Genomic DNA, 16,230 nt, shown 5'->3' on the forward strand with positions numbered 1-16,230 from the left:
GTCGTGCGGCTAAAGAACTTCGAACGCAATGGCCGAGAAAACCCGAGCGGCTCTGCGCGCTCATATTTTTACAGCTAATTCAACGTGTTACGTTTTTTTATGGTGTTTTTTATGCGTTCGGATGCAGGTTGGCCGCAAAGTTGCTTGCTCCTGTATATACAAGTGTGTGCGGCGGCCATGACCGAACCTGAAGTGGCTGTTGCCCCTCAACCCTAAGCAGGATCCGAGAGCAGACTGTGATGAGCACCAAGGTATTCCCAGGATGGTATGTCGTGTTCGCGGCGCATGTGCTGCTGGCACTGATCTTCGGTGGCGCCTACTCCTTCGGGGCGTTTTTTTCGCAGATCCAGTCCAACTTCGCGGTGGGGCGTTTTTCCGTGGCATCGGTGTTTTCACTGACCGCCCTGATCTATTACTCAGTCGGAGTCTTCTCGGGCTCCCTGGCGGATCGCATCTCGGCCCGGGTGGTGATCGGTGCGGGCATAATTTTGCTGGCGTTGGGGTTTTTCCTCAGCAGCCTGGCCGCGGGCTCCTTGCCGTGGTTTCTGGTGTGTTTCTGCCTACTGGTCGGGTTGGGCGTCGGTCTGGTGTATGTGCCGACGGTGACAGCGGTGCAGCGCTGGTTCGTCAAGAACCGCAGCCAGGCGTCGGGCATTGCGCTGGCGGGCACCGGGGTCGGGACCTTTGTCGGACCGTCGGCGGCGGGGCTGCTGATGGAGTATTTTTCGTGGGAGTCGACCCTGCAGATTTTTGCTGCGGCCATTCTTGTTGCAGGTCTGTTGGTGGCCTCGCTGGTCAGGAGCCATCCGCAGGAGTTGGGGCTTTTTCCGGATGGTCTCGTGCCTTCTGCTTCGAGCCCCCAGCGTCATGTGGCCGCCAACGGCATGCGCTTGCTCGAAGCCGCGAGTACGGGGCGATTCTGGTGGTACTTCGGGGCAATTTTCTTGGGCTCGGTCGGACTGTTTCTCGCGCTGGTGCACATCAACCCCTACGCGCGACAGTTGGGTATTTCCGCCACTCAAGCCAACTTGCTGATCGGTTTGATCGGCGTCGGTAACGTTGCCGGCCGCTTGTTCCTGGGCAGGCTCGGTGACCGGATGGGGGCTCATCGCCTGCTGATGCTGTTGACCTTGGCGCTGGCGCTGCTCAATCTGCTGTGGCTCGGCGCCCATACCTTCATCACGCTGGCGCTGTTCGCCGTGGGGTTCGGCCTGGCCAATGGCGGCTGCATCTCCCTCTACCCGTCGGTGGCGGCCAACTGGTTCGGCACGGCGAACCTGGGCGCGATCCTGGGTGCCCTGTATATTTCGGTCGGGGTTGCCGCCCTGATCGGTGGGAGTGTCGCGGGGCTGCTGTTCGACCTTTATCAGAGTTACGTGGCTTCGATTTTGCTGGGCGCGCTCTGTGCGCTGCTGTCAGTGCTGTTTATCCTGATTGCCAGTCGCCCGTCGCCTCAGGTCGCTGTCATTGACCGAATCATGATTAAAACACACGATTCAACTCAGGCTCGCGAGTAGGGCCCTGGCGGCGTACAGCACCCCGAATATCGCCATCGTCAGCAGAAGGATGCCGGAAGCGAAGGTGATCTTCGCCTTGTGCCGGACCGCGAAGGCCTGGCGGGCGAGCAGGATGTAGACGGTCATGGCCGCCAGGTCGATCACCGCCCAGAGCACGGCGAGCAAGGCCACGCTATGGCCGAAGGACGGCGTGATCTGGATGAACTGGGGGAAGAACGAAACGAAAAACACGATCTCCTTGGGATTGGAAATCCCCACCAGGAAACCGTTGATAAACCCGTGGCGGCGTCCGCTCTTGGTGGCTTGCACGCTGTCATCGACAGCTGTCGAGAGGGCTTCCTGGAGACTCCGTACCCCCAGGTAACCGATGAACAGGCAGCCGGCCAGGCTGACCAGATTGATCAGTTGCAGGCTGATCGAGAGGCCGCCGCTCAGGATCAGCGCTGCCAGCAGCGCCAGTACCAGCGATGCGCCATTGGTGCCAAGCATTGTGCGCAGCGCCCGACCGCTGCCGGCCCCCAGGCTGGTGTTGACCAGCAGCGCGACCACCGGGCCAGGCGTGACAATCAGCAGGGAAATGCTGAACAGGTAAAGCAGTAGCAACGAGAGGTTCATCGACAGGTGCCTGCGCGGGAGAATCGGGTCCGCTAAGCCTGAGGTGTCGCCGGGTGTTTGAAAAATGGATAAATCTGTGCCTCACTATGATTATTAATCATAGTGAGGCGCGCCCATGGCCGAACGTATCCCACCGCTCTATGCCCTGCGTGCCTTCGAGGTGGCGGCCCGCTCTTCTTCGTTTACGCGCGCCGCCGAGGAGTTGTCGCTGACTCAGAGCGCAATCAGTCGACATATTCGTAATCTGGAAGGGCTGTTTGGCTGTCAGCTGTTCGAGAGGAACGGTCCGAAACTGCAATTGACCGAAGCTGGGCAACGCCTGGCCCATGGCTTGAAAACCGGGTTCAAGGTGATCGAGGAGGCCTGCCTGCCTTTTCGTGCGAATGCCGAGCAACTACGGTTGAAGGCGCCGTCCAGCCTGACCATGCGCTGGCTGTTGCAGTCGCTGGAAAACCTCAAGCAGGTCAATCCCGACTTGCCGGTGCAACTGTCCAGTGTGTGGATGGATATCGACACCGTGGACCTCCACACCGAGCCCTATGACTGTGCGATTCTGTTGGGCGACGGGCGTTTTGGTGCCCAGGTCGAGTGTTGCAAGCTCTTCGACGAGTGGCTGATTCCAATCTGTTCGAGCCCGCTGCTGGGGGCCGAGCCCTGGAATCTCGACACCCTGGAGCAGCACGAACTGATTCACTCGTCCACGGATCGGCGCGACTGGCGGCGCTGGTTGGCGGGAATGGGCTGGGAAGGGCAGGCGAGGGTGGAGCGTGGCAAGCTGTTCAGTACCCTGGACCAGGGGATCTCGGCCGCCATGCGTGGGCACGGCGTTTCGATTGGCGACCTGTACCTGATCCTCGAAGATGTCCGTGGCGGTTTGCTCGGGCTGCCGTTCAAGAGTGCCGTCGGCTCGGGAGAGAGCTACTACCTGGTCTGGCTGAAAAGCAGCCTGCGCAAGGAACGCATTCTGGCCTTTCGCGATTTTCTGTTGAGCGATGTACCCGAAATGGATCTGCCGGGCATCGAGTTTCGTTGAACAGGCCCAGCGCTCGCCGGCCAAACATGAAAATTGTTTCACGATTCGCTTGTCACGCAGCGTCTATAGTCGTCGCGCTCGTTCAAAAAGCTTCCCTTGCCCGCCCTCCCGCGGGCTTTTTTTCGCCTGCCAATTGGCGCGGTGGCATGGCCGCTAGTCGGCAGGATAGCGGCTGTGGCGATCACCGTTCGTCGGTCCCATGGTGTTTTTTTAAACCTTGCCGGCCAGCTCCTTTCCAACGCTTTAGCCAAGCTGTTTTTTTAAAGTGCTGGAGCAAGCCCATGAGCCGAAAGGTCCCCCTGTTACGCCTCACCTCCCTTGTCCTGCTGTTGGGCGCAAGCCTGGCGGGGCCGGTCAGTGCCGGCAGCCCCGCGGAGTTCATCGATTCGGCCTCGGCGGCCGGGATTGCCGAGATCGAGACCAGCCGCCTGGCGATCGAGAAAACCACATCCACGGACATCAACAGCTTTGCCGTGGAAATGATCAAGGACCACACCGATGCCAACCGCGACTTGAAGGCCATCGCCGCCCATCACAACCTGGTCATGGCGCCGGAGGCGGAAATCCTCGACCGGGCGCGCAAGCTGATGTTGCAAGTGCAGGAAGGCGAATCCTTCGATATCGCCTACGTGGCCAACCAGATCAAGGTCCACGAAGACGCCCTTCGTTTGTTCAAGGATGAAGCCGAACATTCCGCGTCCCCGGAGTTGAAAGCCTTTGCCACACAAACCCTGCCCAAGCTGCAAATGCACCTGGACATGGCCAGGAAGCTGGAAATGACCCATCACAAGGGCAATTGAGCGAGTAGCCAGGTGTTCTTCATTGGCGGCGGGGGACAACTGGCGAGGCCAATGCCCGCCAAGCTCTAGGCGTCCATCAGGGGCTCAAGTGCCGTTGGCGCGACGAACGGCTCAGTCTTCGCTGATTTCGTTGAATGAGCAGTACTCCTCCCAGTCCATGCCCAGGGCCTCGGCCACTTCGCGGTGGACTTCCAGGCGCATGGCCTTGAGTTCCCCGGGTGTCTCGGCTACCAGTTGCAGGGTCAGCTCCCAGGGTTCGAGGCCCTGGTTTTCAGCTTCGTCCTCGAAGGCCCACTGGAACTGTTGCTGTTGTTCCTTCGGGCTCAGGTCGCGGGTTTCTTCGCGCAGGTGCGGGTTGGCGTCGAGGAACTTGGCGAGGGCGACCTCGTTTCGGGATTCTTTGGCGATCATGCTGGCGTCTCTGTTGGATGGCCGGGCGGCAAGCCGTCGGCGGGCCCACGGGCCCGGAAAATACTGTAGCCATTAAGGTGCGTATCGTGCCCTAACCCCGAACTTCTCGCCAAAAAATCTTGTGTATGGTTGTCGCACCCTTGCCGAGCAAGCCGAGACTGATCACGCTGTTATCGGAGCCGTGGGAAAAACTAATCACAGTACCGTTGGAAAGAACAGCGACCACTGGGCGAGAGGAGAGGTTGCTTCCTAAATTCCGACCTGCCCAAGGGGTGACTCCCGTGGCGAAGTACGAGTTATCCAGCTGTCCGCCAGTGCTTTCACTCACTTGATATTGATAACTATTTGAACTGCAAGCCGAAGTGGACGGTGCGTTGGAGTTCAAGACCAACGTACCAAAAGCCAGCTGCATATCCGTCGTCACGCCTTCCCCTGCGGGCAAATCGAAATACCAACCTTTTTGAGTTGAGTAGTCAACGGCGTTGTGACTGATTGTCCGGAACCCACCCGTCACCACGGTGACTGTCTGCTGAACCAGCACGCTACGAGGCGAGTTGGAACCTGTGTAAATCGTCCCGTCATCAAGAAACGCATAAACGCTTTGGGTTTGAGTGGAGCTAAAGTCCGACGTGGCCAGGGCCCGGCCTGTGCCGACAAAGATCGCGGTCTGGCTGTTAACTTGCCCCACCTCGACACTCTGAGTAATCGGTTGGGTGGCGCCGCCGCTGTCCTGCAAGACCGCAATGCGGGTAACCGACCAGTTCGCTGGATTCGCGTCCGAGATATTGAACTTGAAGATATTGCCGTTCAGATCGCCGGCATAGACAGCCGATGCTGTCACCCCATCCGCGGCGAACGCTGAAAGGTGAGACAGTCCAGCCGGAGTCAGTGAGGATCCGTAGCCAGTGGATATATCACGAATCACCGCACCGGTGTCAGGGTTCAAAACGAACAGATGGCCGGCATAATCCCCACTGTTGTTGTAGCCGGATGAAACCATGACGACATAGCCGGCGGCTGTATTGGCAATCAAGGGTTGACCATAAGAAAGCCCCACGTTATTGGTCACGCTGGACGAGGTGCTGGCGTTGGGAAACTCCCATTTGACCTTTGACGCCAGATCAGCCGAACTGGTGGCTGCCGGATTCGTGACGTCAAGGGCATAATAACCGTTGCCCCCTGCGCGAAGCCCGGCCACCAGCAAAGTCTTCCACGTACTTCCGGTATTGACATCACGAACGGTCGGGGTGCCATCCACGGTGAAGATGTGGTTGTAGGTTTTTTGGGCTAACTGGCTGAGCTTTGAAAGCACCAGACTTGGAATGTAAGCCCACAGCTCGCCACCGTTACTGGTGTCAATGGCATGAAGCATGCCGTCATTGCCTGCCTGATAGACAACAGTCTTGCGGCCGGCGATCGTCTGACCAAAAGTCGTGTAGCTGCTGTCAGTCGTTATGCTCCAGGACCGTTTGTCGTTCACCATCACGGGCTCTGCATCTATCAGATCACCCAGGACATGGGTTCGGGTGCGGTACAATGTCCCTTCGTTGGAGCGATCCCCCGTCAACCAGCTGGCAACCGTGGCATTGTCCGTGGCGTTCGGGGAATTAAGCAGGGCTGTTTGGGTGGTACTCAGTCCGCTGGGAAAGATCGCGCCACTGCTACCCGTGTAAGAAGCAAATTTTCTGGTGGTCCAGTCCAGCGCATCCAACGTCGCTTGAAAACTCCACAGTGAGTTGGTAGCCGACGTATTCCCTGTGGTGATATCAATCGGCGAAGCGACTAAGTCGCCATACCAGGCGGACGCATTGAAGCTGGCAATGTAGGCCGTGTTGTCACCTGGTTGGATATTGATGTTGGACACGGTGATGGCGCCCCCCGCCCCTGATTTGTTCAGCAGGTCGGAAATGATGCTTTTAATTGAACTTGTGGCACTCACACTGTCGGTTGCCAACAGCATCTTACCTCGGCCATTTATTGTTGCATGGTACAGGTCATCAACGGCTGTCGGGCTGTGCGACACGCTGGGGTTGGGCCAGGTGGGGGAGTAGGTGTACGGGTCTTTATCTTGATTGGACCCCGTCCCGAAGATCGTCCCCTGCGCGCCCAATGTCATCCCATACATATTCACGTGCAGGTTAGGGTTCTTGTCTGCGTTTGGGGCGGTCGCATTCGGATCGTAAGGCACCAGGCCGGTTGTGAAGGTGGAACTACCCACGGTCTTGCTATAATAATAAGCTGCCAAATCCGCCAACGTACCTGAGTAGATCGTGGTATACGGCGCTGAATTGAACCATGGGCTAGACGAGTAAGTCCCAGTCGTCGTGCTTGTGGCATCAGCAAAGCCATCAGTCACGATCATGATGCTATTGCGCTGGCAGGCGTACTGAATGTATGTCTTGCTGCTGTCGTTCACATAAAGATCACCGATCGTTTTCAACAGCGTCCGGGTCGGCGTACCGCCAGCGCCAAACACACGATAGATCAATCCAAGCAGGTACTGGTAATTCGTCGCCGCGGTCGTTGAGTTAAGGTCAACCATGCTGGCCACGTTGCTGGAGTCCATCCAGCGAGCGCCCATGCGAAGATTGGTTAATTGAGGTAATACCGCAGACATTGCAGAGGACAACATCAGTCTGCGCTTACGGTAATAGGTGAACCAATTGGCAAAATTTTGCATCTCCGCCGCATAGGTGCGCCCCGACGGGAAGGTATTGCCTGACTTGATTTCATATCGACGAAGCAAGGTTCCATCGGGAGCGCTTGCGCACGCAGGCGCGCCATTCGTACATGTCGTATCCCGAACCCAATACGTAGCGGGGTAATAGGGAATCGTAATATCGTAGTAGGTCGAGCCCGTGTAACCCGAGCTGGTACCCACCGTCACATTGCTGGTGATGCTGGTACTGCCATTCTGGATACCGGCAATCGATGCCCCCGGAATCACCATCCCGGTATAGAACCTGAACGTCCATCCGCTAGTACCGTTGGTTAGCGTATTGGTCAGGTCATAGGTTACAGTGGGTGATTCTGTAGGATGGATTCGAGCGGCACTGGGGGGGGAATTGCTGTAGGTGGTGGTGGTACTATTATAATAGTCTGACGACCATGGGACATACGTTGTATTGGGGTTGTAGTACAGGGGGTTGTATTCATAATCCCGTAAGTAGGCATAGCTCGGGATAAAGGGCGCGGCGTAACCTTCGCCGGCCGCTGCGGTGTCTATGTATTTCCGGGAGCTGTTGGGGAACAGGTATTCATACTTTAGCCAGGTCGTGCTGGTGGCCCCGACAGAGTTATAGTTCGGGGCATAGTAAGTGGCACTGTAAACATCGGAACTGTTCCAGCCGGTAAAACCCGCTTTGCCGGAAGTCGAGTTGTACCAAAGGGCACCGTCATTACTCGCCATCAACACCTCGGTGTCCATCGAGCCTGAATCGTCAATTGCCAGTATCATATTGGGCTCGACCACATTCAGCATGCCCAATGGAAGTTGAGCAATGTCGGTGGTCGCTGCAAAGGCCGGAGCGGCTAGCTCGGCCAGAAAAAATATTACGAGCAGTTTCGCTAACGTATGCATGTACCCCCCAAAAAACCTGATTTTTCTTTAGCCGTGCTAACGTTGTTGATTATCTTGAAATGGTTGTTTGGGTCGTTACCACGGTCCCGGTCCTCTTGGGGGCAGAAGTCTTCACCGTTACCCGGTACAAAATAGGGTATGTCATGAGTGATTTGCCATCTTGATTCCCGCCCCGCAGGCTGTAGCTACCGCCGTTAGCCGCTGTCGGCTTTTCGACTTGGCACTGCGTTCCTGTGCTAGTAACTACCGCGACCGTACAAAGCCGCTCGATGTAGTAGACAGAAGAATAGGTGGTGGACAGCGCCACCGCGGTCAGGCAACTCCAACCATCTCCGCTGGCGCAAGGGAGGGGTAAACCGCTGGCATCCACCCGGGTCAGAATGGTTGGGGAGTAGACATTCGCGTCAGCCACCGTCAAATCCGCCTTGCCGGCGATATAGGCTTTGACGGCCGGCAATACGCTATCCGAGGCAGTCAAAGCACCTTCCCGGTAGGAGTAGTTCCCGACGGTGGTGACATTCATGCTGACGGAGCGGATCAACCCAACCGAGGCAATCAAGAAGATGCTCAGCAAAATAAGCGTGAGGATAAGCACCGCACCGCGCTGGTTGTTTTTCATCGCCATCTCCTCATTGGGCCGTGGCCCAGGCCAAACTACGGAGTGGTGTTACCGTTGTGTAGGTTTTGTAGAAGTAGCAGCGCCAATCGGGAATCAGGGCTGTACCTGTTGTATTGGTCAGGGTCGATACATCGATCGAGCCTGAACCGTTTGCCGCATTCTGCCAGCTATTAAAACTGATCGTGGAACTCGTGGTGCTTGTGCAATTAGCGGCACTGGCTTGTTTTTCTCGATTCGCTGAGCGAATCACCAGGCTGGTTCGTATGGCCTTCAGGTTATTGAGTTGGCTGGGCGGCTGGTCTTGCCATGTCAATCCGAGGCCACTGTTCACACCGTATTGCGCCCTCAAGAAAACCACCCCATCGGCCACGATACTAACCGTACCGGTGATTTTATTCTTTAGTTTCAACAGTGCGTTCTCTGTGTACCATTCCTGATAGTTGAAAACGTGTGCGGGTATGATATAAAAATCAGCCGCATAGGTGGGCACTCCGGTAATGGCGTGGTTATATTCCGCCGTCGCGGACAAACCAATATTCACCATCCCGGCACTGCCGTTCACCGCGTTGGGGGCTGTCGCACGGCGTAAGGTGCAGTCAGCGCCACTCCCGGCAGAACTATAGGCCAGTAGAATATCGTCGCCGCTCGACACCGACCCCACAAGAGGCACAGCGATATCGTCATTGGGGTTGGCCAATGACACTGAAACCTTGAGCAATGAAGCCGCGCTACCCCCATTGCCATAGGCAAAAACGACATGATTGGAGTTGGGGTCTGTCGTCACATCCAGCTTTATCGTATCCAGCGTGATGCCTGAATTCGTATTCGTCGCTGTCGTGGAATACAGGCGTGTACAGATTTGACTGTGATTGCTGATCAGTCCGGCGCCGGCCATTTCAAGGGCGGTATTGATGGTCTCCGCTGCCGTGGTCCCGTTGGTGTTGGCCGTGTTGGCGGAAATATTACTCATTCTTCCCGCGTCATAGGAGATCGCCAGCGAGGCAGCGGCGAGAGACATGATCAGACCGATGACCATCGCCAGCATTGCTTCAATGAGAGAGAAGCCCTTTTGATTCATAACGTTTTATCTACCTTGAAAGGAACGCTGTAGATATTCACGATATTGTCTTGAGGCATTTTCCATTGAATCGTAATCAGACAAGTACCATCCGCTGCCACGGTCACTGTCGGGTCAATGGCTCCCGGCAACTTTTTGACGTCCGTTGCCCAACTGGTGACCGACGTGCTGGCGCCGCTGCCCGGATAAGCGTAACTGGCGAGGTTCGAGTAGTCCGCTACCATTTGACCATACAGGACCTTGGCCAGATTGGTGGCCTTTACTCGATCATCCGATTTGGCCGATTCCTTCGACAGGTTCGCTTGCAGGGCGGCGTTGCCCAATAGACCAATGGTCATGATCAGGAGCGCGATCAAACACTCAATCAGCGAAAATCCGCGTTGCTTACGAGCCAAAAATCGTTGCATTACTGTCCACCTTGCGAAGGGTTGCAGATTTTAATAAATCCGCTTCCATAAGCCTCTACGTTGACGGCGTTGACGGCGTGCAAAAGTTCGTTGCATTACTGTCACCTTGCGAAGGGTTGCAGATTTTAATAAATCCGCCTCCATAAGCCTCTACATTGAGACACGCATTATTGGCCGCGCAGGAAGTGTTTTTAATTTTGATGACATACGAGGTGGAGGCTGCAATTTGCCCCGTGGAGGTGAAGGTAATCGCACCGGCGGTATCTTGACTGATCGTTATCCCAGAGCCCGCTCCCGCCAAGCTGATGGTTTTAGCATAATTGCTGCCCGCCAGACTGATTGCCGTAGTGGTGAGGGTGGCAGAAACAGATGTATTACGTTTCAGCGCCTCGGATCGGGCTTCCTGGAGGGCGGAAAAAATGACGTCCGTTGTCGACTTTACGGTATTGTTGGAAATGACATCGCTTAAGGACGGAATGCCCCAGGCCAACACGATGCTCATGATGGTGAGGGCAACCATGGTTTCCAACAACGTCACCCCTCCTTGGCGGTTCATGCTCAGCACTCCGACCCGGTAATGATCCAACAGGCTTTACTCGAGGATCCGGTGGTGTTTTTGTTGCCTTGTTCGTTAATCGTGTAATTCGTTCCTGCTATCGCCCCTGTTCCACTGGCGGTATAGGTATAGCCTTGTCCGTTATTATTGGTTGCGCAGGTAATCGTAAAGTTGGTCGTATTGACGGGGGGCACCCCACAGACACCGCCATTATCGTAAGTTTGGGTATTTTGATAATAGGACTCCATCTTGATTTGCACGGCCGCCAACGCGTCAGCCCCTTCGGATAACTTGCTGCGGTTAACGTAACTCGAATACGATGGAATCGCGATGGCGGCCAGAATGGCAACGATCGCCACGGCAATCATGAGTTCGATCAAGGTGAAGCCGTTCTGGGTCTTCATAAAAGGATCACCCTAAATTATGAGAAAGTCATTTTATTGTATTTGGCTTGACAAAGTGGGTGTCGCAAAGGTTACGCTTTTGCGCGGCCCGCGGCTATGGCCTCTTGATGTTACGTGCTAATTCCTTGATAAAAAAGAAAACTTTTAACGTTCAAGGGCCTGTGCGCAAGCAAGACGAGTCTGCAATACGCCGGTGACTGTTCCGTGACGAGTCCGGGTCGAAACTGGAGAAAATCTTGCCTCAGGAAGCCATCTGTAACAGGCGCGATTTATGCTTGAAGGTAGAAGCATGCTGTATCCCCTACGTGATGGTCGCACCTGCGCCGCCCTGACTTTCAACCCTGTATACGGATCGGATGCGATGACCGCAGCACTCTCTAGCCTGGGCCTGGTAAAGGCCGTGATTTTCGATATGGACGGTTTGCTGCTCGACACCGAGGGCATCTACTCCGAAGTGACGCAACTGATCGTCGGTCGTTATGGGCGGACCTTCGGCTGGGATCACAAGCAGAACATCATTGGCCGTGGCGCCGGCGATCTGGCCCGCTACGTGGTCGAGGCCATGGAACTGCCGTTGAGCCCGCAGGAGTTCCTGGAGGTGCGCGAACCCCTGATGCGCGAGCGTTTTCCCAAGGCCGGTTCGATGTCCGGCGCCGAGGCGCTGGTCCGGCATCTGTCGGCGCACGGGATTCCGATTGCGGTGGGCACCAGTTCTTCGCGCAGTTCGTTCGAGTTGAAGACCACCCTGCACCGGGAATGGTTTGCGCTGTTCGACACGATCGTCACCGCCGACGACCCGGAAGTCGGCGAAGCCAAGCCGGCCCCGGATATTTTCCTGCTGGCGGCCAAGCGCTTGGGAGTGGCGGCCGAGGATTGCCTGGTGTTCGAGGATTCGCCGTTCGGCGTGACGGCGGCCAAGGCGGCGGGGATGTATGCGGTGGCGGTGCCCGATCCGGCGATGGCGGCGGAGAAATACCACCATGCGGATCGGATCGTGCAGTCGCTCAAGCATTTCCCGCTGGGGCCGGTGGGGTTGCCGGCGATTGACTGGGACGGTGTTTGATCGCGGTGTTTCAGGGGGCCCGCGTTATCGTTGACGTTCATCGCGAGCAAGCTCGCTCCTACATGGGACACTGTAGGCGCGAGCTTGCTCGCGATGCCTTTCAGGCAGCCGACACTGGCAGTCCGGTCCTGCGCTGCACCACCGCCCAGATCCCCAGCGCCAGGGCGGAAATCAAACCACCGGCGGTGACGATGCCGTTCCAGCCATAGGGCCCGTACAACTGTGCCCCCAGCAGTGAGCCCAGTGCACCACCGATGAAATAACAGGTGATATAACCGGCATTCAGGCGGTTACGCGCCTGTGGCCGGACCTTGAACACCGCGTTCTGATTGCTGACGTGAATCAGTTGCACGGCAAAATCCAGCACCAGCACGCCGATCAGCAACGCCACCAGCGAATGCCCGGCAAAGCCCAGCGGCAGCCATGACAACAACAACGCCAGCAGGCCCAGGGTGGTGGCGAACTCACCCTTGCCGCGATCGGCCATGCGTCCTCCCAGGTTGGCCGCCATGGCCCCGACGGCGCCGGCCAGGCCAAACAGGCCGATCACGCCATCCGAATAGCCATAGGGCGGGCTCGCCAGCAGGAAGGCCAGGGGCGTCCAGAACAACGCGAACAGGCAGAAGGTCAGCAGGCCCATGGCGGCGCGCAGGCGCAGCACCGGCTCCTCGACGAACAGGCGGAACACCGACCCGAGCAAGGCCGGGTAACTCAGTCCGGCATGTTGGCGATGTTCCGGCAGGGCGCGCAGCAGGGCGAAGGCACAGATAAACATCAGGCCGGCGGCCAGCAGGTAGATGCTGCGCCAGTCGCCGACATCGGACAGCAGGCCCGCCGCCGTGCGCGCCAGGAGAATGCCCAGCAACAAGCCGCTCATCAGCGTGCCGACCACCCGCCCGCGTTGTTCCGGCGCGGTCAGGCTGGCGGCCATCGGCACCAGCACTTGGGCCACCACCGAGAACAGGCCGGCCAGCGCGGTGCCGAACAGCAGCCACGGCAGGCTCGGCGAGAACGCACTGATCAACAGGCCGAAGGCACTGAGCAGGGTCATGATGAAAATCAGCCGGCGTTGTTCGAACAGGTCCCCCAGCGGCACCAGCAACAACAGCCCGGCGCCGTAGCTCAACTGGGCGGTGATGACGATGGTGCCGGCGGTGCCGGTGCTCAGGCCCAGGTGCTGAGCGATGGTGTGCAGTAGCGGCTGGGCGTAATAGTTACTGGCAACCGCCAGGCCGGTGGCGACCGACATCAGCAGGATCAGGGCAGAACTCAAAGGTTTGTGTGTAACGTTGGTGTCGGACATTGACTGTCTCTGAGTAGGAATTTGATGCGCGAATTATCTGGAATGTCCTAGCATGACGCCAATGCATTGTTTTCATTCTATCCATCTTGAAACGAGATACTGGCGATGAATCTCAAGCAGATCGAATATGCCCTGGCGGTGGCGGACGAGGGCAGCTTCACCCGCGCGGCCGAGCGCTGCCATGTGGTGCAGTCGGCCCTCAGTCATCAGATCGCTCGCCTGGAAGAGGATCTCGGCGCGTCGCTGTTCGAGCGCAGTTCGCGCAAGGTCCGCCTGACCGCGGCCGGCGAGGCCTTTGTCCGCAGTGCGCGACCGGCGCTGGAAGCGACCCGACGGATTGTCGCCGAAGTGGCGGCGGCTTCCGGGGAGGTGCGCGGCAGCCTGTCCATCGGCAAGATCTCGTCCCTGACCGAAGTCGATCTGGTGGGCTTGCTCGCGCGTTTCCACGGACTTTATCCACAGGTGGATATTCACCTGAACATGAGCAAGAGCGAGTCGCTGATGCTCGATGTGCACGAGCGGCGGCTGGACCTGGCGTTTATCGGGTTGTGGCCCGGACAAAAGATCGAGGGCCTGGCCCAGCGTTTGCTGGCGGAGGAGGAGTTGGTGGCGGTGCTGCCGCCGGGGCATCCGCTGACCCGTTTCGAGCGCCTGCCGCTGGCGGAGTTGGAAAACCAGCCGCTGGTGGATTTCCAGGCCGGTACCGCGGGACGCCGACAGACCGATGAGGCCTTTGCCGCGGCGGGCTTGCGCCATCGGGTGCAGTTCGAGGCGGGCAATGTGATGCTGGTGGGGGAGTTCGTGCGCCGGGGACTGGCGCTGGGCTTGGTGCCGAAGAAGATCGCCGAAGGTTTCGAAGGGGTGGTGACGCTACCCGTGTCCAACGCGCCTTCGCGTCATTTGTACGCGGTGTGGTCGCATACGCCGACGCCTGCGGCCGCGGCATTTCTGCTGTTGCTGGAGCAGGCGTTGGCGCAACCACCCGGTCTTACGCGCTGAACCCGCCGTCGATGGTCAGGCTGGCCCCGGTGATGTAGCCGGCTTCCGGCCCCGCCAGATACGCCACGAAGCTGGCGATTTCCTCGACCCGGCCATAACGGCCACCGGCCATGAGGTCGATCAGGCTCCCGGCGAAATCGCTGTCGGCCGGGTTCATATCGGTGTCCACCGGGCCGGGCTGCACGTTGTTGACGGTGATGCCCCGTGGCCCGAGGTCCCGTGCCAGGCCTTTGGTCAGGCCCACCAGCGCGGATTTGCTCATGGCGTACGGGGCGCCCCCGGCGAACGGCATGCGTTCGGCGTTGGTGCTGCCGATGTTGATCACCCGACCGCCTTCGCCCATGTGCCGGGCCGCTTCCTGGGTGGCGATAAAGACGCTGCGCACATTCACCGCCAGGGTCCGGTCGAAGTCTTCCAGCTTGAAGTCTTCAAGTGGCGCCATGGCCAGCACGCCGGCATTGTTGACCAGGATATCGAGTCGGCCAAAGGTTTCGACGGTGCTGTTGACCGCCTGGCGAATGGCCGCGGCATCGGCGCTGTCGGCCTTGATCGCCAGGGCCTTGCCGCCGCCGGCGATCACGCTGTCCTGCAGTGCCTTGGCCTTGGCGTCGGAACTGACGTAGGTGAAGGCCACCGCGGCGCCCTGGGCCGCCAGACGGCTGACGATGGCCGCGCCGATGCCGCGTGAGCCGCCCTGGATCAGGGCCACTTTGCCGTTAAGGTTTTGTTCGGTCATGTCATTCTCCAAAGTTCAAGGCCGGGGAAGGAAGGGGAGCGGGCCTTGTTGTTGGAGCCGAGTATCGACCTCGGATTACTGGCTGTGTAGACGGTAATCATTACACTCTGTGTAAACCAAAAGTTTAGAGTGGTGATCATGGAAACCTTCAGCAGTATCGAGTGTTTTGTCCGCAGTGCCGAAGTCGGCAGCTTCGCCGAGGCGGCGCGGCGCCTGAGCCTGACCCCGGCGGCGGTCGGCAAGAGCGTCGCCAAGCTGGAGGCGCGACTCGGCGTGCGCCTGTTCCAGCGCAGCACCCGCAGCCTGCGGCTGACCGAAGCCGGACAGTTGTTCCTCGGCGAAGTCAGTGCCAGTCTGCACACCATCCAGAATGCCGTCGCTAACCTGGCCAGCGTCGAGGGCCGTCCGGCCGGCACGCTCAAGGTCAGTGTGGGCACGGTGTTCGGGCGTCTCTATGTGGTGCCGCTGCTCGGTGAGTTTCTGCGGCGCTTCCCGGACATCCACCCGGACTGGCATTTCGATAACCGCCAGGTGGACCTGATCGGTCAGGGCTTCGATGCGGCCATTGGCGGCGGTTTCGAACTGCCCCAGGGGGTGGTGGCCCGCAAGCTGACGGTGGCCCATCGGGTGCTGGTGGCGTCGGCGGATTATCTGGCGCGCCAGGCGGCCGTGAGCACACCCGAGGATTTGCGCCGCTGCGACGGCATCCTGATCCGTTCACCGCAGACCGGCCGGGTGCGCTCCTGGCAATTGACCGCTCGCGACGGCGAACATCGACCGCTGAGCCTCGGCGCGCGGATGACCATGAGCGACTCGGAAGCCGCCTGCGCGGTGGCGGCGCAGGGCCTGGGCGTGGCGCTGGTGAGCATGCCGTTCGCGGTGCCCTGGTTGCAGGCCGGGACCTTGCAACGGGTCCTGCCCGACTGGTACGTCGACGACGGCCATATTTCGATCTACTACGCCGAGCACAAATTGCTCCCGGGCAAGACCCGGGCCTTTGTCGACTTCATCCGCGAGCAGTTCGCCGAGCAGCAGTTGGGCCAACGCTTCGATGCCCTGTTTGACAAGCGGACCCTCGCCGCCGGATAGTCTGGACGCCTGCCCAAGCA

General features: G+C 58.6%; 16 protein-coding genes. 6 read left to right on the forward strand and 10 right to left on the reverse strand.

The genetic code is table 11. The features are described from left to right. The first annotated feature begins 239 nt into the window (after nucleotides 1-239). The gene (locus tag AC07T0_RS12575; RefSeq protein ID WP_495001476.1) at nucleotides 240-1,517 is read left to right on the forward strand and encodes an MFS transporter; all 1,278 of its coding nucleotides are present in this window, start codon (nucleotides 240-242) and stop codon (nucleotides 1,515-1,517) included. Here AC07T0_RS12575 and AC07T0_RS12580 read toward each other — a convergent pair. Continuing rightward, nucleotides 1,497-2,132, reverse strand: coding sequence for a LysE family translocator (locus AC07T0_RS12580; protein ID WP_495001477.1), 636 nt, complete (start codon nucleotides 2,130-2,132; stop codon nucleotides 1,497-1,499). The two genes, AC07T0_RS12575 and AC07T0_RS12580, sit on opposite strands and share 21 nt — an antisense overlap. A 115-nt stretch (nucleotides 2,133-2,247) precedes the next feature. On the opposite strand from AC07T0_RS12580, the gene AC07T0_RS12585 reads away from it, so the two are divergent. Then, the gene (locus tag AC07T0_RS12585) at nucleotides 2,248-3,165 is read left to right on the forward strand and encodes a LysR substrate-binding domain-containing protein (protein WP_495001478.1); all 918 of its coding nucleotides are present in this window, start codon (nucleotides 2,248-2,250) and stop codon (nucleotides 3,163-3,165) included. A 281-nt stretch (nucleotides 3,166-3,446) separates the two neighbouring features. Further along, a complete protein-coding gene (locus AC07T0_RS12590) occupies nucleotides 3,447-3,965 on the forward strand; it encodes a DUF4142 domain-containing protein (RefSeq protein ID WP_495001479.1) in 519 nt (172 codons plus the stop codon). 111 nt (nucleotides 3,966-4,076) lie between these two features. Here the strand turns inward: AC07T0_RS12590 and AC07T0_RS12595 are convergent, their stop codons facing one another. The 7 genes from AC07T0_RS12595 to AC07T0_RS12625 form a co-directional block, all read right to left on the reverse strand. Beyond that, entirely contained in the window at nucleotides 4,077-4,376 is a 300-nt protein-coding gene (locus tag AC07T0_RS12595) for a DUF6388 family protein (RefSeq protein ID WP_495001480.1), read from the reverse strand. A gap of 91 nt (nucleotides 4,377-4,467) precedes the next feature. Then, nucleotides 4,468-7,956 carry a pilus assembly protein gene (locus tag AC07T0_RS12600; RefSeq protein WP_495001481.1) on the reverse strand — a complete coding sequence of 1,163 codons (3,489 nt, stop codon included), beginning with the start codon at nucleotides 7,954-7,956 and terminating at the stop codon, nucleotides 4,468-4,470. Nucleotides 7,957-8,005: 49 nt separating this feature from the next. Beyond that, nucleotides 8,006-8,575, reverse strand: coding sequence for a hypothetical protein (locus AC07T0_RS12605; protein ID WP_495001482.1), 570 nt, complete (start codon nucleotides 8,573-8,575; stop codon nucleotides 8,006-8,008). Nucleotides 8,576-8,585: 10 nt separating this feature from the next. Further along, entirely contained in the window at nucleotides 8,586-9,653 is a 1,068-nt protein-coding gene (locus tag AC07T0_RS12610) for a PilW family protein (RefSeq protein ID WP_495001483.1), read from the reverse strand. Further along, entirely contained in the window at nucleotides 9,650-10,060 is a 411-nt protein-coding gene (pilV, locus tag AC07T0_RS12615; RefSeq protein ID WP_495001484.1) for a type IV pilus modification protein PilV, read from the reverse strand. The genes AC07T0_RS12610 and pilV overlap by 4 nt, the downstream gene beginning before the upstream one ends. Before the next feature lie 55 nt (nucleotides 10,061-10,115). Beyond that, the gene (locus AC07T0_RS12620) at nucleotides 10,116-10,616 is read right to left on the reverse strand and encodes a pilus assembly FimT family protein (protein ID WP_495001485.1); all 501 of its coding nucleotides are present in this window, start codon (nucleotides 10,614-10,616) and stop codon (nucleotides 10,116-10,118) included. Between the two features lie 2 nt (nucleotides 10,617-10,618). Next, on the reverse strand, nucleotides 10,619-11,020 hold the full coding sequence (locus AC07T0_RS12625) for a type IV pilin protein (protein ID WP_495001486.1): 402 nt from the start codon (nucleotides 11,018-11,020) through the stop codon (nucleotides 10,619-10,621). 361 nt (nucleotides 11,021-11,381) lie between these two features. On the opposite strand from AC07T0_RS12625, the gene AC07T0_RS12630 reads away from it, so the two are divergent. Next, a complete protein-coding gene (locus AC07T0_RS12630) occupies nucleotides 11,382-12,083 on the forward strand; it encodes an HAD-IA family hydrolase (protein ID WP_495001487.1) in 702 nt (233 codons plus the stop codon). A gap of 100 nt (nucleotides 12,084-12,183) precedes the next feature. On the opposite strand, the gene AC07T0_RS12635 is transcribed toward AC07T0_RS12630, so the two are convergent. After that, entirely contained in the window at nucleotides 12,184-13,386 is a 1,203-nt protein-coding gene (locus tag AC07T0_RS12635) for an MFS transporter (RefSeq protein ID WP_495001488.1), read from the reverse strand. A gap of 105 nt (nucleotides 13,387-13,491) precedes the next feature. Between AC07T0_RS12635 and AC07T0_RS12640 the strand changes: the two genes are divergently transcribed. Continuing rightward, nucleotides 13,492-14,385 (forward strand): LysR family transcriptional regulator, encoded by an 894-nt coding sequence (locus AC07T0_RS12640; protein ID WP_495001489.1) that lies wholly within the window; start codon nucleotides 13,492-13,494, stop codon nucleotides 14,383-14,385. Here AC07T0_RS12640 and AC07T0_RS12645 read toward each other — a convergent pair. Then, entirely contained in the window at nucleotides 14,375-15,121 is a 747-nt protein-coding gene (locus tag AC07T0_RS12645) for a 3-oxoacyl-ACP reductase family protein (RefSeq protein WP_495001490.1), read from the reverse strand. The genes AC07T0_RS12640 and AC07T0_RS12645 overlap by 11 nt on opposite strands. A 138-nt stretch (nucleotides 15,122-15,259) precedes the next feature. Here AC07T0_RS12645 and AC07T0_RS12650 point away from each other — a divergent pair, with 138 nt between their 5' ends. Continuing rightward, a complete protein-coding gene (locus AC07T0_RS12650) occupies nucleotides 15,260-16,210 on the forward strand; it encodes a LysR family transcriptional regulator (protein WP_495001491.1) in 951 nt (316 codons plus the stop codon). Nucleotides 16,211-16,230: the final 20 nt, after the last annotated feature.

It is taken from the genome of Pseudomonas sp. GW821-FHT04D07 (assembly GCF_059420225.1).

What these genes read in the sequence shown, in the direction of transcription:
- pilV (WP_495001484.1), bottom strand. Translation starts at nt 10,060, where the DNA reads ATGCAACGATTTTTGGCTCGTAAGCAACGCGGATTTTCGCTGATTGAG.
- AC07T0_RS12610 (WP_495001483.1), bottom strand. Translation starts at nt 9,653, where the DNA reads ATGAATCAAAAGGGCTTCTCTCTCATTGAAGCAATGCTGGCGATGGTC.
- AC07T0_RS12620 (WP_495001485.1), bottom strand. Translation starts at nt 10,616, where the DNA reads ATGAACCGCCAAGGAGGGGTGACGTTGTTGGAAACCATGGTTGCCCTC.
- AC07T0_RS12575 (WP_495001476.1), top strand. Translation starts at nt 240, where the DNA reads ATGAGCACCAAGGTATTCCCAGGATGGTATGTCGTGTTCGCGGCGCAT.
- AC07T0_RS12585 (WP_495001478.1), top strand. Translation starts at nt 2,248, where the DNA reads ATGGCCGAACGTATCCCACCGCTCTATGCCCTGCGTGCCTTCGAGGTG.
- AC07T0_RS12605 (WP_495001482.1), bottom strand. Translation starts at nt 8,575, where the DNA reads ATGAAAAACAACCAGCGCGGTGCGGTGCTTATCCTCACGCTTATTTTG.
- AC07T0_RS12580 (WP_495001477.1), bottom strand. Translation starts at nt 2,132, where the DNA reads ATGAACCTCTCGTTGCTACTGCTTTACCTGTTCAGCATTTCCCTGCTG.
- AC07T0_RS12640 (WP_495001489.1), top strand. Translation starts at nt 13,492, where the DNA reads ATGAATCTCAAGCAGATCGAATATGCCCTGGCGGTGGCGGACGAGGGC.
- AC07T0_RS12635 (WP_495001488.1), bottom strand. Translation starts at nt 13,386, where the DNA reads ATGTCCGACACCAACGTTACACACAAACCTTTGAGTTCTGCCCTGATC.
- AC07T0_RS12600 (WP_495001481.1), bottom strand. Translation starts at nt 7,956, where the DNA reads ATGCATACGTTAGCGAAACTGCTCGTAATATTTTTTCTGGCCGAGCTA.
- AC07T0_RS12630 (WP_495001487.1), top strand. Translation starts at nt 11,382, where the DNA reads ATGACCGCAGCACTCTCTAGCCTGGGCCTGGTAAAGGCCGTGATTTTC.
- AC07T0_RS12590 (WP_495001479.1), top strand. Translation starts at nt 3,447, where the DNA reads ATGAGCCGAAAGGTCCCCCTGTTACGCCTCACCTCCCTTGTCCTGCTG.
- AC07T0_RS12645 (WP_495001490.1), bottom strand. Translation starts at nt 15,121, where the DNA reads ATGACCGAACAAAACCTTAACGGCAAAGTGGCCCTGATCCAGGGCGGC.
- AC07T0_RS12650 (WP_495001491.1), top strand. Translation starts at nt 15,260, where the DNA reads ATGGAAACCTTCAGCAGTATCGAGTGTTTTGTCCGCAGTGCCGAAGTC.
- AC07T0_RS12625 (WP_495001486.1), bottom strand. Translation starts at nt 11,020, where the DNA reads ATGAAGACCCAGAACGGCTTCACCTTGATCGAACTCATGATTGCCGTG.
- AC07T0_RS12595 (WP_495001480.1), bottom strand. Translation starts at nt 4,376, where the DNA reads ATGATCGCCAAAGAATCCCGAAACGAGGTCGCCCTCGCCAAGTTCCTC.